The sequence below is a fragment of the Avibacterium sp. 20-129 genome (genome assembly GCF_026226845.1).
Taxonomy (GTDB): Bacteria; Pseudomonadota; Gammaproteobacteria; order Enterobacterales; family Pasteurellaceae; genus Avibacterium.
Map to the genome: position 1 here is coordinate 115412 of NZ_JAKKOE010000001.1, position 16528 is coordinate 131939.

A 16528-nucleotide genomic window follows, 5' to 3' on the forward strand; every position below is an offset into this window, starting at 1 on the left:
TTATAGACTAACATATGCTAATCTAATACAGCCTCTTAAATTATTAGTTAATGTACCAACGTTATCCCAACACCGCACCACTTAAATCAATAAATATTCCTGCAATTGTTGCGCTCATTAAATTGGCTAGTGTGCCTGCAATTACTGCTTTTAAGCCGAGGCGTGCAATATCTGAGCGGCGGGTTGGTGCCATACTGCCAATGCCACCAATTAGCACGGCAATTGCGCTGAAGTTAGCAAAACCACATAAGGCAAAGGTGATAATGGCTTTGGTTTTATCACTAAGCTGAACGACAGCATCAGGTTGTAGATATTGGGCAAATTCTAGATAACCAACAAATTCATTGACAGCTAATTTCATTCCGATCATTTGCCCTGCGATTTCAGCATCTTGCCAAGGTACGCCAATAATAAAAGCAATAGGTTGGAATAAATAACCGAGTAGGCTTTGTAAGGTCAGATCGCCATAGCCAAACCAGCCACCGATACCGCCGATTAAGCCATTTAATAATGCAATGGAGGCAATAAAAGCAATCAACATTCCCCCTACATTAATAGCGAGCGTTACCCCTGATGCAGCACCATTTGCAAGGGCTTCCACAATATTATTGGGTTTGTCTGTTTTGACGTTTTCTTCTAATCTATCGCTGAATTTTTCTGTTTGTGGATACATCAATTTAGCAAACAATAATCCAGCAGGGGCTGCCATAAATGAGGCGGCGATTAAGTAGGTAAGTGGTACGCCCATTCCTGCATAGCCGGCTAATACCGATCCAGCGATGGAAGCCGTTCCGCCTACCATCACAGTAAAGAGTTCGGATTCAGTCATTCGACTAATAAATGGTTTCACAACCAGTGGGGCTTCCGTTTGTCCAACAAAAATATTGGCTGCCGCAGACATTGATTCTGCTTTGGAGGTGCCGAGTGCTTTTTGCAAGCCGCCGCCAATAATTTTGATCACCCATTGCATCACACCGATGTAGTACAATACAGAAATTAATGCAGAGAAGAAAACAATAATCGGTAGCACTTTGAAGGCAAAAATAAAGCCGATATTGCTTGGATCAGCAAGGTTACCAAAAAGGAATGCAATCCCTTCATTACCGTAATTAATGACTTTGCTCACGCCTTCAGCGGTGCTAAGTAGAGCATTTCTTCCAGCGGGAACATATAAAATGAGTGCAGCAAAGCCGATTTGTATGGCTAATGCACCGAAAATAGTGCGAAAATTAATGGCTTTGCGATTGTTGGAAAACAGCAATCCAATGCCAAGCAGGACGAAAATCCCGACAATACTGATAATGAGATCCATAGTTACGCTCCTTGATGAATGAATTTAGATAATCGTAGTCATTTTTTGTATGCCGCATTGTTTGGCAAATTCTGCCAGTGCCTCGGTTTCTTCTATCGTAGGAATAAAAGGGGTTAAACCAGCCTCGTCTCTTGCGCCTTTGCTATGCACGCGAATGATTTTGAATAATACATCGGGATAATCTCGCAATAGCTGTGCTGCTTTTTCCACTAAGCGATAGGCATCAAAAAAATCTTTGATAAAAACCAACCGCACTTCTTCAATTTTTGAGTGCGGTAATAATTTGGCAAGATTTTGCCAATTTCGGGTGAGATTTTCTGTTTTGATATGTTGCGTTGTGGGGATAATTTGATTTGGCACCTTGCCTTGCTGATTTCGCCGTTCAAAGCAGAGTGTTTGCAATCCTAAGCCATCACCTTTTAGGTCAAAGAGAAATTTATCCGTTACGGCAATTAAGGCTTGGGTGCTGTCATAATCAAAGAAGCCACTACTATCAAGATAACAGGTTAGACCTTGTTGGCGTAAAGCCTGAAATAAGGGAATCAATTTTTTATGATGAATGGTGGGTTCCCCGCCAGAAACGGTAACCCCACGAATAAAAGGCACTGCATCCATTACTTGATCATACAAATATTGCAAGCTAACTAATTTCACTTCAGTGTTCTTTCTTGGAATTGTTTCAGGGTTGTGGCAATAAAGGCAATTTAATTTACACCCTTGTAAAAAAATACTGGTGCGATTACCTTGCCCCTCTACATTGGAAAAGGGAATGATCCGATGTAGAGGCACATAGATAGTTGATAGGGTAGCATGTGTAACCATTATGAATTCGATGTTACGTTTTCTTCATCACGTAATTGGCGATCAAAGACATTCGCACAATCGTCTGTTCCTGCACCATACCAAGTGGTGTCGCGTAATACTGCTTCGCCTTTGCGATAGCGTTCAACCTCACTTTTCTTCACTAAGTAGCCCGTTACGCGAATGAGATCGGTATTTTTCAGATAAGTTGTAATATAACGATAGCCTAGTGCAAATGCTCCTTCGATGATATCGACAACCGCATCTAAATGATCGGTATAGGTTTGATCGAATGCAAAAAGATCACCTGTTCCCGATGGGAAATATTTATGGAATGGGGCAGATTGTTTTAAATGCGCAAGCAAAGTAGGCTCTTCACCCACGCGAATACGGTGTGCTGGGGTATTCATTTTGTCTTCTTCGTGATTGCTTGCCCCGACTTGTGCGTGTAGTAAATAATGCTGATGAGTACGTTCCACATAAAGCCCTTTATGAGCATTATTCACTGCTTGTAATTTATCCATAATTAATGTGGCAATTTCATCACCACGTTGGCTTTGCCCAAAGGTTTCATTGATACCTTCTTGTTGTAAAAGATGGTTCACTGCATCGGCTAGTCCAACAATCGCAATCATACTCGTGAAGTTTTCACGTTTGATAAATTCTTCTTGTGCCAAGAAGCTACTTTCAAAGAAATTGCTTTCTTCGATCAAGAATTTATGCCGTTTATCCATTGTGGAAAGGGCGAGTTTTGCTACTTTAGGTAACAATTCGTTCACCATTTCATCTACACTTGAACAAGCACGCCCAATCGTGCCTAATCTCAAGCGAGTGAGTGTATAAGCACCACCACATTCAGGCAGTGCATTATAACAACTTGCGATACCATATTGTTCACCTAGATCTTCAATGTAGTAAGCGTCATTGGCAAAAGACGGTTTTGAGACTAATAAACAGGCTTTCGCTGCAAGTTCTGCAAATTCACGAGAGGTTTTTTGTTTGTCATAGCGAATCGTCATATTCGGCGTGGTGTTTTCTAACTCAATGACAGCCTGTAAAATTAAACGCCCCGCTTTAGTATCATAAGGACCAATATTGGCGTGGCAGAATGAATCCGCAATAGTTTTATCAATATGGTTTAAGAAACGTTTAATTTTAATATAATCTTGTTTTTCATCAGTAATGAATGGCTCGAGCAACGTATCTAAACGGCCAATATAAACAGGGTAAGTGGTAATAGAAGGAACGTGGGAATAGAGAATAAGCAATCCATCTAGCACTTCATCAAGATCTTTGGGTGGAGGTAAGTCAAGGAATTTACAGCCTTTTTGAATATACACATTATAATCAGGCAAAATATAACGCGGACGATAAATAGCATAACCCTCACATAAATCACAAATCATATGATTTTGAATGTATTCCCATTCTTCTTCGGTGTAACCTAATAAATCAATGGGGTTAAATAATCGCTCAGCAATATTGCCTAAGCTCATTAATTTTTGATGATAAGTGAGGTTTTTCGCTTTAACCACATCGAGAATATCTTGTAGTGAGGCTTGCATGGGTTGCTCCTTGTATAAAATTTATGCTCAGTTGGCAATCATTCTACCTAAGGAAAGGACGCATTACCGTGATTTAGATCACAGACTTGAGGAATAATGTAGATAGTTAAAAATAGCGTTATTTCAAATAAAAATAAGGCGGTGTGGACAGCCCCTTATGTACCATTTGTACAGCGTGGTCGCTGTTGCCTTGTCTTATTTTCATTTTAAACGACTAGAAAAGAGCTGAACAAAAAATAGGTTCAGCTCTGAATAGCGGATCGCGTGATGTTGAAATAACATTGCATTGGCTTGATTTGCCGTAGGCTGTGCGTTAGTTACTCAAATATAAATAATGATAGCTTATTGATTTGGCTCAAGCACTTCAATTTCTGCATTGCTGTGCAATCCTCTTGGAAGTTGGCTTCCTTTGCGTCCACGTTCAGCACGGAAACGTTGTAAATCTTCCGCTTTAAGGGTGATTTTACGTTTGCCTGAGTGGAAGACCAAGTTAGCTTGCTCAGAAATGAGTAATAATCGCACCAATAATTCAGAACGATCTTTCGCATTTGTCGCAGGAATAGAAATAATTTTGTTGCCTTTTCCTTTGGATAATTCAGGTAAATCTTGCACAGGGAAAATCAACATTCGTCCTGCTGAAGTTAATGCAACGAGTAGTTGTTGATGTGCCTGTAAGGTTAAAGGTGGTAGTACTTGCGCGTTTTCAGGAAGTGAAATTAATGCCTTCCCTGCTTTATTTCGAGCCACTAAATCACTAAATTGACAAATAAATCCATAACCCGCATCAGAAGCCATTAAGAGTTTTTGATCCTCATTTTCCATTAATACTTGGCAAACGCTTGCACCTGCGGGTAAGGTCAGTTTACCTGTTAGCGGTTCGCCTTGTGAGCGTGCAGAAGGTAAAGACAGCGGATCAAGCGCATAGCTACGTCCTGTGCTATCAAGAAATACAACAGGCTGATTACTTTTCCCATAAGCGTGAGCAAGGTAGCTATCACCTGCTTTATAGCTGAGGTTCTGGGCGTCAATATCGTGTCCTTTTGCACAACGCACCCAACCCATTTGCGATAAAATTACCGTAACAGGTTCGGCTGGGATCATTTCATTTTCTGCAATGGCTTTGGCTTCAGCACGCTCTATAATGGGTGAAAGGCGAGGGCTGGCAAAGGTTTTGGCATCTTGTTGAATTTCTTTTTTAATTAATGTATTTAAGCGACGTTCTGAAGCTAAAATCTGTTCTAAATTCAACCGCTCTTGCGCTAATTTATCCTGTTCAGCTTGTAGTTCGTGTTCTTCCAATTTGGCTAATTGGCGTAAGCGTAAATTTAAAATGGCTTCGGCTTGTTCATCGGTTAAATCAAAACGAGCCATCAGTTCTTGTTTCGGCTTATCTTCATTACGGATAATGGCAATCACCTCATCAATATTTAAAAAGGCAATCATCAAACCTTGTAAAATATGTAAGCGATTTAGCACCTTATCTAAACGATGTTGTAAGCGTTTTGTGACGGTGCTACGACGGAAACTAAGCCATTCAGTAAGAATTTGTAACAGATTTTTGACAGCAGGTTTGTTGTCCAAGCCAATCATATTCATATTAACACGATAGCTTTTTTCTAAATCGGTTGTGGCAAAAAGGTGATCCATTAAGACATCACAATCTACTCGATTAGAACGCGGAACAAGCACGATTCGAATTGGGTTATTATGATCGGCTTCATCACGAATATCTTCAACCATAGGCAATTTTTTAGCGGTCATTTGCTCGGCAATTTGGCTAATGATTTTCGATGGAGAGGCTTGATGTGGTAACGCTGTGATGACAATCTCACCGTCTTCTTTTTTCCACACGGCACGCATTTTAATTGAGCCACGCCCTTGCTCATAAATTTTTCGGATATCTGCTTTGCTGGAAATAATTTCCGCTTCCGTTGGATAATCAGGACCTTGTAATACGGTCATTATTTCATCTAAATCCGCGTTGGGATTATCAAGTAGCATTATTGCGGCTTCGGCAACTTCATTCAGATTATGTGGTGGAATATCGGTTGCCATTCCCACCGCAATGCCTGTTGTGCCATTGAGCAAAATATGCGGTAAACGTGCGGGTAAATACTGTGGTTCTTCTAATGTTCCATCAAAATTGGGTTGAAATTCCACTGTCCCTTGTCCAAGTTCACCTAACAGGATTTCAGAAATTTTAGACAGACGTGATTCGGTATAACGCATCGCTGCGAACGATTTCGGATCATCGGGCGCGCCCCAGTTTCCTTGCCCATCGACGAGCGGGTAACGATAAGAAAAAGGTTGTGCCATCAGCACCATTGCTTCATAACAAGCGGTATCGCCGTGCGGATGGAATTTACCTAATACGTCCCCGACAGTACGTGCAGATTTTTTATATTTCGCGCTGGCATTGAGTCCCAATTCCGACATCGCATACACAATACGGCGTTGCACAGGTTTTAATCCATCACCAATAAAGGGCAATGCACGATCCATAATCACATACATTGAATAATTTAAATAGGCACTTTCGGTGAAGTTTTGCAGTGGCATTTGCTCAATGCCTTCGTAATTAATTTCTGCCATAACGTTGTTTTTCTCTTATATTCGTTAAAATTAAAGTGCGGTGTAATTTTGGGTTATTTTTTAATGTTTAAATCCAGTGGAAACATCCGCATCGGGGTTACGCTCGTGATAAGGTTCGTCTTTTAATTTTCCACTGAAAATTTGTGGATTTTCCTCTCCACTGACTATTAATACCCCTTTTGCCCCTTTTTCTGTACGGAAAATGGAATGATCCACGAAAGGATAGAGGCCGGGTACGGGAATCGTCGTTTCCGCCATCATTGCGCCACCAGCAGGAATCAAGGTGGTTTGCACATTGTGATTTTGTAATGAACCGCCTTCCACATACACGGTATCAAAAGGTTTACCAATCAAATGAAAGGAAGAAACCTTATTAGGGCCGGCGTTACCTACATAAAAACGTAGTTTTTCGCCCACTTTTGCTTTTAAGGCGTTATCCCCAAGCATCGAACCGTAATGTCCGTTAAAGACCACATAATCAGGGAGTTCATAGCTTGCTTTTTGCATACTAAAAACCTGTAAGCCCGCTTCGCCAAATTCCCCTTGCGTATAAAATTCGTTTTGGACAATATAAAATTCTTTATCGACAGGGGGTAAACCAGCTTTAGGCTCAACGAGCATTAAACCAAACATTCCTTTACCAATGTGTGTTGGCGCGCCCGGCATTGCTGCGCAGTGATAAAGATAAAGCCCGGGCGATAGCACTTTGAACTGATAAATGCTGGTATGTCCCGGTGCCGTGTTGCTTGCTAATGCGGTGCCTTCAGGAGCAGCCGAAGAATGAAAATCAATGCTATGTGGTAGTTTGGCATTGATTGGGTTGGATAAATGAACTTCCACCGTATCGCCCTCACGCACACGGATAAAAGGGGCGGGGGTTGAGCCATTATAGGTCCAATATTTGAATTGAACCTTAGGCATAATTTCCATAATTTTTTCTAACGCTTCTAGTTTTACCACCACCCGTGCTGGGTAATCGCGTGTAATTGGGGCGGGGACATTCGGTGCGGTAGTGAGTTCTGCTTCAATTACAGGTAATGAGGTGGAATTTTGCTTTTGCTCTGCGGATAAAGGGGCATTTTGCTTAATACTGTTCTTTAAAGTTTGAGTAAAATCAAGCAAAGATTCTTGTACCACATTTTGTACTGTGGTGGTTAAATTTTCAGCTGAATTTTCTACCGCACTTTGCATATTTTTTGCCACTTCTTGCATTGCCTGTTGCAACTGCGTAAGGGAATGCTGTAATTGTGCGTTTTGTGCTGTGCTTGTGGCATCATCTGCATTTTTTTCTGCCTGTTGTGCTTGCTTGATTGATGAAGATGTGCTTGCCGTATTGATTTCATTGGCGGCAAATGCAAACGAAATATTGGTAAAAAGTGCGGTGCATAATAATGCGAAAATGGTTTTTTTCATCGCGATTCCTTATACGCTAAGATCAACTTGATCACCTTTGGATTGTAGCCAGCTTTTGCGATCTTCTGCGCGTTTTTTAGCTAACAACATATCCATTAATTCAAAGGTTTCTGTTTGGTTTTGCTCATTCTCTTGATCAAAGGTGAGCTGTACTAAGCGACGTGTATTGGGATCCATTGTGGTTTCCCGCAACTGGCTTGGGTTCATTTCCCCTAACCCTTTAAAACGCTGTACATTGATTTTCCCTTTCTTATTTTTGAGGCGATCTAAAATCCCTTCTTTTTCCCCTTCATCAAGGGCGTAATAAACTTCATTACCGATGTCAATGCGATAAAGTGGTGGCATTGCCACATAAACGTGGCCTTCTGCCACCAGTTTCGGGAAATGGCGTAAGAACAGGGCGCAGAGTAGGGTAGCAATATGCAAGCCGTCAGAATCCGCATCGGCTAGAATACAAACCTTGCCATAACGTAACTGAGAAAGATCGCTATTGTCTGGATCAATTCCCAATGCCACAGCAATATCGTGGACTTCTTGCGAACCAAGAACTTGATCGGCGGAGACTTCCCAAGTATTTAGAATTTTCCCCCTAAGCGGTAGAATGGCTTGATATTCACGATCTCGCGCTTGTTTTGCTGAGCCGCCAGCAGAGTCTCCTTCAACTAAGAATAATTCAGTTAAGGCTAAATCTTGTGAGCTACAATCTGCTAATTTCCCCGGAAGGGCTGGACCGCTCACTTGTTTTTTGCGCACCACTTTTTTCGCTGCTCGTAACCGCCGTTCAGCAGAGCTAATCGCCATTTTGGCCAGTTCTTCCGCTTCTTGTACATTTTGGTTGAGCCATAAACTAAACGCATCTTTTACCACACCGCTGACGAAAACGGCACTTTGACGGGAAGATAGACGTTCTTTCGTTTGTCCTGCAAATTGCGGATCTTGCATTTTGATAGAAAGCACATAAGCACAGCGATCCCAAATATCATCGGCGGTAAGTTTAAGCCCTCTTGGTAATAAATTGCGAAATTCGCAAAATTCACGCATTGCATCGAGCAACCCTTGGCGTAAGCCATTAACGTGCGTTCCGCCTTGAATGGTGGGAATTAAGTTTACATAACTTTCACCTAATAAATCACCGCCTTCAGGTAACCAGATTAATGCCCAACTTGCGGTTTCTTTTTCTGTTTCAAAATTTCCAACAAAAGGCGAGGCGGGGAGTGTGGTATAGCCTTCTACGTTTTCTGTTAAGTAATCGGATAAACCGTCTTGATACAGCCAAACATCTTCTGTGCCGTTTATTTTATCAATAAAGCGAATTTCTAATCCCGAACAGAGAACCGCTTTGGCACGTAATAAATGGCGTAAACGGCTAACAGAGAAGTTACTGCTATCAAAATATTTTGGGTTAGGCTTGAAATGCACAGTCGTGCCAGTTGTACGGCGTCCACAAGTGCCAATTACCTCTAATTCTTGGACTTTTACACCATTTTCAAAGGCGATTTTATAGACCTGTCCGTTACGTTTAATTTGAATATCCACACGGTCAGAAAGTGCATTCACCACAGAAATTCCCACGCCGTGCAAACCGCCAGAGAAGGTATAGTTTTTATTAGAGAACTTTCCTCCCGCGTGCAATTTAGTAAGGATTACTTCAACACCAGAAACCCCTTCGCTAGGGTGAATATCCACCGGCATTCCACGTCCATTATCAATCACTTCAAGGGATTGGTCTTTATGTAAAATCACTTCGATTTTTGTGGCATAGCCAGCAAGTGCTTCATCAACACTATTATCAATGACTTCTTGCCCTAAGTGGTTTGGGCGAGTGGTATCCGTGTACATTCCGGGACGCAGTTGAACGGGCTCGAGATCTTTTAAAACGGTAATTTCATTGGCGGAATAATTCGTTGTCATTGGGTTTTCCGTAATTTAATAATAAAAATTGCTAAAAGTTTAGCAAAAAAACCAACTGATACAAAAGTGCGGTTGGTTTTTTTGCTTTTTTTATTCGTTACCTAAAACGCCTAAATTCCAGTTTATTGCCTCTTTAGGGCGTTTTTCTTGTAATAAGAAATGTTGGTTAGCTTTTGCTTGGGGTTGCACCACCGTGCCTGATGGGGTAGAGAATGCAATGCCACCTTTTAACAATTGTTGCATTGATCCTGTATTAATAGATAGCCCAGTGAAACCTAATTCCATACCATAGCCTGAGGCGATCCAAAACTCAGAATTTTGACGCACGAGAGATTTATGCTTATTGGCAATGACAATATGCACTAATACTCGATCACCAATGGAATTCAATTCCAAATTGCGAATTGTACCCACTTCAACCCCTCGATACATAACAGGTGAACCCACGGTGATATTCATTGCATCTTTGGTTTCTAAAATTAATGGGAAACCATCACCATATTTATTGGTTGTTGGCACGGATTGTGTTAAACGAAATTGATTGCGTATTTTTCCGCTACCCGCTTCGACATCAATATAAGGTTGTAATAAACTGTCTAAATTTTCAATGCCACCGGCGGAAATTTGTGGTGAAATGAGACGGAATTTACTGTTTTCTTTCGCAATCATTGCCATATATTGGGGATTAATCAATGCGGTGGCAATGATTTTGCGATCTGCGGAAAGCTCGATGTGATCCACTTCACCAATGGTTAAGCCCATATAACGTAATGGCATTCCTTTGCTTAGATTTGTGGCATCACTTGCAGTGAGCTTAATGATTTGTCCAGCGGATTTGGCACGCATTTCATTTGGATAAAGAATTTTATTCCCTGAACCGCTGTTATCAAAGCTAATTGCCCCTTTTAGAGTGCGTGCAATAGGCGTTGCTTGGATACTGATTCCTTTTGGCGTAATATCCACCTGCGCAGCACTTTCCACCCAGAATAGGCTTTTATTGGTCAGTAGATCACGATTTTTAGGATAAATGAAGACATCGACATCAAAATGATCTTTTTTCGGATGAATGGCCAGAATTTTACCCACTTCATATTGGCGATAAAGCACAAGAGAGCCTTTATCAATACTCGGTAGTTGTGAGGTAGTTAAGGTAATCGTTGGGGTGAGATCATTGCTCACAATCCCCGCTTCTGCATTGCTGAGATCACGGTATAAAGGAAAACTTTCAGGCAATTTTCCAGATTGATGACCCGCAACAATACGAATACCACCTTGAAGCCATTTTTCTGGCGTAGCTGCTTGCATTTTTATCCCATCAGCGCCAAGGCTCACTTCAAAATTCGAGGCAGCAATAAACAGCGTATCTGGATGGATTAAATGGCGGTATTTACTTGCAATAGCAATGTTAAAATGCACATTATCTTGTTCGATAGATTGGCTCACAATTTCACCAATGGCAAAATTATTATAATAAATTTGTTGCCCTTCACTAATATTATAGGTTTCTGGTGCAGTTAAGGTTAGCACCAGCGTATCAGGTTGTTTAAGTAAAAGCTCATTCTCTTTGATGACATTAAATTGCGTCTGTTTTTCACCGCTACCACTGACGACATCAAAATATTCGCCCCGTAATAATTTTTGCGGATCTGAGAGTTCATTTAAACTAAATTTTGTGTTGCGTAATACTATTTCGGTGTTAGTTTTGAATAAATTTTCAGCACTAGGATCAATAAGTAATTTGCCCTGTAAAATTTTCTCATTATTTTCCACCGTACTTAACTCAGAAAGTAAACCGATTTGTGCATCTTGTGAATATACAGCGGTTTTACCTGCTTTTAATCCCGCTATATTTGGCATAGTGATATTAATTTCAATGCCACGTTTGGCTGCTTGTAAGTTGGCATATAATCGGTAACTGGTATTATTTTCCGCTTGAGGGCTATTTTGTGGGGAATCAAATGCCACCGCACCTTGAACAACCGCGTTCAAACTATCTACCTTGACATTAATGCCAGACATACCAATATTGGCGTTAATCCCACTGATGTTCCAGAAATGGCTGTCTTTTTTTACAAATTGCGTATAAGGCTTATCGATCACAACATCAATTTCAATTTTCTTTTGATCTTTTGTGAAACGGTAATCATAAATTTTCCCTACGGGCATTTTTTTGAAATAGACAGAGGCGCCAATAGAGATCGAGCCTAAGTCATCAGCAAGTAAATGAATAAGCAAATCGCCTTCAGTAACTTGAGCTATCGGCCCTTCATCTTCTGCCACAAATTCATCTTCTGATTCACCATCACCGGGTTGTAGAGTTATGTAGTTGCCAGAAACCAGCGCATCAATACCTGAAATACCGGCTAAAGAAGCACTTGGGCGAACTAACCAAAATTTGGTGTTTTGGCGTAAGACCGTTTTAGCTTCGGGGTAGATACTTGCAGCGACTTCGACTTTTTTCAGATCATCTGTGAAATTCACCTTTTTTACCACACCGATCTGCAAACCTTGATAGCGAATTTGCGTTTTCCCTGCGACTAAACCATCGCCATTATCAAAGGTAATTTTGATACTAATCCCTTGTTCTTGTATTATTTGAAAGAACAGAATCGCCCCAATACATAAGGCAATAAACGGCAACAACCAAAAAGGTGAAATCCGTTTATTTTTATGAATAGTGGCTTGTACCTGTTGATAATTTTCTTCAATACTATTTTTGTTTTTTTCTGTCATAAATTTTCCAAAGTAAACGACTGTCAAACTGTGAAGCTGAAATCATTGTTAAAAATACGGCTGCACCAAAATAGAACGCAGCAGGACCAACGGAAAAATTAATAATCTGTCCACGAGCAACAAGGGACATCATCAAGGCGAGTACGAATAAATCTAACATCGACCAACGTCCAACAAAATGCACGAGATGAAACAGACGCATTTGCCATTTTATAGATTGGTGAATATTGAAATGTACACAAATTAAGAGATAAAGCAAAATAAAAACTTTACTGATTGGGATAAAAATACTGGCTGAAAAGACAACGAACGCCACAAAGTAACTGCCCATTTCAATAAACGTTATTACCCCAGACATCAAGGTATCCGCACTTGGTGCGCCATTGACATAAACCACCGACATAGGCAATAAATTAGCAGGGAAAAGCATAATAATCCCCGCAATTAAGGTTGCCCAAGTGCGTTGCAACCTAATATTTGCAGAAACTTCCGTGATGGTGAGGCAACGCGGGCAACGCTTACGATGTTTGCTATCTTGATAAGGTTCGGTAAAAGTATAATGACATTCCAAACACACGCAAGGTGGTTTCTTGGGCATTGCAGTTAAAAATCTGTCTTGTGGATAAAAATCATTCCATAATGCATTAAGATTGAGCTTAATAAAGAGCAGAGTAGTTAAAAGTGCGGTGAAAATAAAGGCAATTAAATAAATATCAAGGCTAAGCGTGGCGTATTCTCGTACTTTAAACATTGTTACCCCTAAGGCAACCAAATACACATCAAACATCACCCAAGGTTTAATGTATCCCAACGCGAGTAAAATATTACGCGGCTTAATGCCGAATATTTGTGAAAGACGAAGTAAAATAACCAAAATCGCAAAAGAAATGGGCATAAATACGGCACAAAGAAAAATTAAAAATGCCGTATATGGATAGCCTTCCGTTGCCATTTTCCATACCCCTTGCCATATTGATGCCTCTACCCGTGTACCCAGTAAATCAATACTCAATAAAGGATAGTTCAAGGCAAAAGGCATTAAAATCAACATAGATAGCGCAATCATTGAGCAACGATGTAAACTCCAACGGCTGCCCGAATATAGTACTTCATCACAGCGAGGACATTCTGCATATTCGCTCGCTTTCAATGTTGGCACAGACACCGTTGCATCGCAATGAGAACAACGTGCAATATGCTGTTTGGCGTAATCTGTGCTGTTTAACGGTTTAGTCATTAAATACGATAAGTGAAAATAAAATCGCTATTTTATATGGATTTAAATAGTTTTCAAAGTGCGGTGATTTTTTACGGAAAATTTAGGCAAAAAGTACCGCACTTTGTTTTTTATTGAAGTATCAGGTAAAACTCGATCAAAAAATTGCCATTTTCTTCTAATTTAAGCTAGAATAGCGCAGATTTTTTTATTCAAAATTAGTGGTATGTGAGATTACACAATGACAGAAGTGCAGAAATTAACAAATAACAAAGAAATTATTGCTTACCTTGCGGAAAAGTTTCCGCGCTGTTTTTTCCTTGAAGGTGAGGCAAGACCGTTAAAAATCGGGATTTTCCAAGATTTAGCCGAAGCCCTTGCTGATGATGAAAAAGTGAGCAAAACCCAATTGCGTCAAGCATTGCGTTTATATACAGCAGGTTGGCGTTATTTATATGCTTGTAAAGAGGGGGCTGAACGCGTTGATTTGCAAGGTAATCCTGCAGGCGTATTAGAAAAAGAACACGCAGAACACGCCGCACAAAAATTGGCGGAAAGCAAAGCAAAAGTAGCGGAAAAACGTGCTGCGGAACGTGCGGCAAACCCAAAAACCAATAAAAAGCCAGCTCGTTCAAATATTAGCAAAGCGAATGGCAAAAAAACGAATAGACCTAATTTAGTTGCAGTAGATCTTGCTACTTTAACGCAAGGGGCGACAGTAAAAGTCAAAGCAGGAAATAGCACAAAGCGTGCCGTGGTTTTAGAAGTGGTGAAAGACAATGTACGTGTTGAACTTGAAAATGGTTTAACAATCTCTGTCACCGCAGAGCGCTTATTTGCATAATTCTCGTTATTTATCGAGTTAAGTAAAGAAGTCATCATTGTGATATTTACTTTGATTAGGACATTTGAATGAAATTTAATAAAAGAAAAGGCTACTTAGCCGGTTTGCTGCTAAGTGCCTTATTTGTTAATGCGGATCTTGCCGTTGCTGTTGCCCCTAAATTGAAGGCGGCAGATATTGTCATTCCAGAACCAACTGAAACGAACCAGTTGGTAACAAAGCGCGTTGCAACGCGTTTAACCCAATCTCATTATCGTAAGTTTCAGTTAGATGATGACTTTTCGCAAAAGATTTTTGATCGCTATTTAAAAAATTTAGATTTTAACCGTAATACGTTCTTGGCTTCAGATGTAGCAGAAATGCGCGCTAACTATGGCGATAAGCTAGACGATCAGCTTAACCAAGGTAAGCTAGATATGGCGTTTGCGATGTACGATCGAATGATGAAACGCCGTTATGAACGTTATAAATATGCCTTATCTCTTTTAGATAAAGAGCCAAATCTCAGCACAGATGATCAAATTGAGATTGAACGCAAGGATGCAGCTTGGCCAAAAACGGAAGAAGAGGCCAATGCACTTTGGGCGCAACGCGTTAAAAATGACATTATTAACTTGAAGCTCAAAGGCAAGAATTGGCGTGAAATCAAGAAAACCTTAACCAAACGCTATGATTTAGCGATTCGCCGTTTAACACAAACGAAAGCTGATGATATTCTTCAAGTGTATTTGAATGCCTTTGCGCGTGAAATTGATCCACATACCAGTTATCTTGCACCAAGAACGGCAAAAAGTTTTAATGAAAGTATGAATCTTTCTTTAGAAGGGATTGGGGCAACATTACAGTCGGAAGATGGCGACACGATTATAAAATCCTTGGTCGCTGGTGCGCCAGCAGATCGCAGTAAAAAAATTAAGCCGGGAGATAAAATCGTAGGCGTTGGGCAGGCGAAAGGGGAAATTGAAGATGTTGTCGGTTGGCGTTTAGATGACGTGATTGATAAGATCAAAGGGAAAAAAGGCAGCAAAGTTCGTTTAGAAATTGAACCAGAAAAAGGTGGCAAATCCCGTATTGTTACCCTTATTCGAGATAAAATCCGTTTAGAAGACCAAGCTGCCAAATTAACCGTTGAAAAGGTGGAAGGTAAGCAAATTGCCGTTATTAAAATTCCAAGTTTTTATCTGGGCTTAGCGGAAGATGTGAAAAAACTGCTTGTGGAAATGAAACAGAAAAATGCACAAGCATTGATCATTGATTTGCGTGAAAACGGTGGCGGTTCATTAAAAGAAGTGGTTGAATTGACCGGCTTATTTATTACCGATGGGCCAGTGGTTCAGGTGAGAGATGCTTATCAACGTATTCGTATTCACGAAGATCCAGATAATACGCAAGCGTATTCAGGGCCATTATTGGTGATGATTAATCGTTTTAGTGCTTCGGCGTCAGAAATTTTTGCCGCGGCAATGCAAGATTATAACCGAGCTATCATTATTGGGCAGAATACCTTTGGTAAAGGCACGGTTCAACAAAGCCGTCCATTGAATTTTGTGTTTGATTCAGAAGAAACGCCAATGGGGCTTATTCAGTACACCATTCAAAAATTCTACCGTATCAATGGTGGAAGTACTCAGTTGAAAGGGGTTGCGCCAGATATTACTTTCCCTTCAGTCATTGATTTGAAGGAATATGGTGAAGAAAAAGAGGACAATGCATTACCTTGGGATAAATTACCACCCGCCCCTTATTTAGAGGCAGGAAATGCAAGAGAAGCCGTTAATGCGTTAGAAGCCCCGCATATTGCTCGAATGGCAAAAGATCCTGAATTTATAGCCCTTAATGAAGATCTTAAAGTATTGGATGCACGCCGTGAGCGTAAATATTTATCATTGAATTTTGCAAAACGTAAAGCAGAAAATGATAAAGATGATGCAAAACGCTTGAAAGACCTCAATGCACGCTTTAAACGTGAAGGCAAAAAGCCATTGAAGAAACTGGATGATTTGCCGAAAGATTATGAAGCACCTGATTTCTACTTAAAAGAAGCAGAAAAAATGGCGGTGGATCTCATTAATTTTGATGAAAAACATCCTCTTTCGGAAAAAGAGGTTACGCCGAAAAATAACTAAATTTCTCACCGCACT

At 40.5% G+C, this 16528-nt stretch carries 10 protein-coding genes; 2 read left to right on the forward strand and 8 right to left on the reverse strand.

The genetic code is table 11. The features are described from left to right. Window positions 1-61 precede the first annotated feature (61 nt). The 8 genes from L5B90_RS00515 to L5B90_RS00550 all read right to left on the reverse strand — a co-directional run bounded on the left by L5B90_RS00515 (window position 62) and on the right by L5B90_RS00550 (window position 13564). Window positions 62-1312 (reverse strand): NupC/NupG family nucleoside CNT transporter, encoded by a 1251-nt coding sequence (locus tag L5B90_RS00515; RefSeq protein WP_250363118.1) that lies wholly within the window; start codon window positions 1310-1312, stop codon window positions 62-64. 24 nt (window positions 1313-1336) lie between these two features. Next, window positions 1337-2134, reverse strand: coding sequence for a 4Fe-4S cluster-binding domain-containing protein (locus L5B90_RS00520; RefSeq protein ID WP_250363117.1), 798 nt, complete (start codon window positions 2132-2134; stop codon window positions 1337-1339). Continuing rightward, the gene (locus tag L5B90_RS00525; RefSeq protein ID WP_250363116.1) at window positions 2134-3678 is read right to left on the reverse strand and encodes a YjjI family glycine radical enzyme; all 1545 of its coding nucleotides are present in this window, start codon (window positions 3676-3678) and stop codon (window positions 2134-2136) included. The genes L5B90_RS00520 and L5B90_RS00525 overlap by 1 nt, the downstream gene beginning before the upstream one ends. A 342-nt stretch (window positions 3679-4020) precedes the next feature. After that, window positions 4021-6270, reverse strand: coding sequence for a DNA topoisomerase IV subunit A (gene parC, locus L5B90_RS00530; protein ID WP_250363115.1), 2250 nt, complete (start codon window positions 6268-6270; stop codon window positions 4021-4023). A gap of 60 nt (window positions 6271-6330) precedes the next feature. Beyond that, window positions 6331-7359 (reverse strand): copper-containing nitrite reductase, encoded by a 1029-nt coding sequence (gene nirK / locus L5B90_RS00535; protein WP_250364568.1) that lies wholly within the window; start codon window positions 7357-7359, stop codon window positions 6331-6333. Window positions 7360-7692: 333 nt separating this feature from the next. Continuing rightward, window positions 7693-9594: a DNA topoisomerase IV subunit B gene (parE, locus tag L5B90_RS00540; RefSeq protein WP_250363114.1), complete on the reverse strand. Its 1902-nt coding sequence runs from the start codon at window positions 9592-9594 to the stop codon at window positions 7693-7695. Between the two features lie 90 nt (window positions 9595-9684). After that, window positions 9685-12327, reverse strand: a complete 2643-nt coding sequence (locus L5B90_RS00545; protein WP_265761843.1) for a PqiB family protein — start codon at window positions 12325-12327, stop codon at window positions 9685-9687. Next, on the reverse strand, window positions 12305-13564 hold the full coding sequence (locus tag L5B90_RS00550; RefSeq protein ID WP_265761844.1) for a paraquat-inducible protein A: 1260 nt from the start codon (window positions 13562-13564) through the stop codon (window positions 12305-12307). Before L5B90_RS00550 ends, L5B90_RS00545 begins: the two co-directional genes overlap by 23 nt. A gap of 220 nt (window positions 13565-13784) precedes the next feature. On the opposite strand from L5B90_RS00550, the gene proQ reads away from it, so the two are divergent. Continuing rightward, the gene (gene proQ / locus L5B90_RS00555; RefSeq protein WP_265761845.1) at window positions 13785-14387 is read left to right on the forward strand and encodes an RNA chaperone ProQ; all 603 of its coding nucleotides are present in this window, start codon (window positions 13785-13787) and stop codon (window positions 14385-14387) included. A 68-nt stretch (window positions 14388-14455) separates the two neighbouring features. Then, the gene (gene prc, locus L5B90_RS00560; RefSeq protein ID WP_265761846.1) at window positions 14456-16513 is read left to right on the forward strand and encodes a carboxy terminal-processing peptidase; all 2058 of its coding nucleotides are present in this window, start codon (window positions 14456-14458) and stop codon (window positions 16511-16513) included. Window positions 16514-16528: the final 15 nt, after the last annotated feature.

Bases quoted from the DNA above. Each gene is read 5' to 3' on its own strand.
- L5B90_RS00515 (WP_250363118.1), bottom strand. From the start codon at position 1,312: ATGGATCTCATTATCAGTATTGTCGGGATTTTCGTCCTGCTTGGCATT.
- parE (WP_250363114.1), bottom strand. From the start codon at position 9,594: ATGACAACGAATTATTCCGCCAATGAAATTACCGTTTTAAAAGATCTC.
- L5B90_RS00525 (WP_250363116.1), bottom strand. From the start codon at position 3,678: ATGCAAGCCTCACTACAAGATATTCTCGATGTGGTTAAAGCGAAAAAC.
- parC (WP_250363115.1), bottom strand. From the start codon at position 6,270: ATGGCAGAAATTAATTACGAAGGCATTGAGCAAATGCCACTGCAAAAC.
- L5B90_RS00520 (WP_250363117.1), bottom strand. From the start codon at position 2,134: ATGGTTACACATGCTACCCTATCAACTATCTATGTGCCTCTACATCGG.
- L5B90_RS00550 (WP_265761844.1), bottom strand. From the start codon at position 13,564: ATGACTAAACCGTTAAACAGCACAGATTACGCCAAACAGCATATTGCA.
- L5B90_RS00545 (WP_265761843.1), bottom strand. From the start codon at position 12,327: ATGACAGAAAAAAACAAAAATAGTATTGAAGAAAATTATCAACAGGTA.
- prc (WP_265761846.1), top strand. From the start codon at position 14,456: ATGAAATTTAATAAAAGAAAAGGCTACTTAGCCGGTTTGCTGCTAAGT.
- proQ (WP_265761845.1), top strand. From the start codon at position 13,785: ATGACAGAAGTGCAGAAATTAACAAATAACAAAGAAATTATTGCTTAC.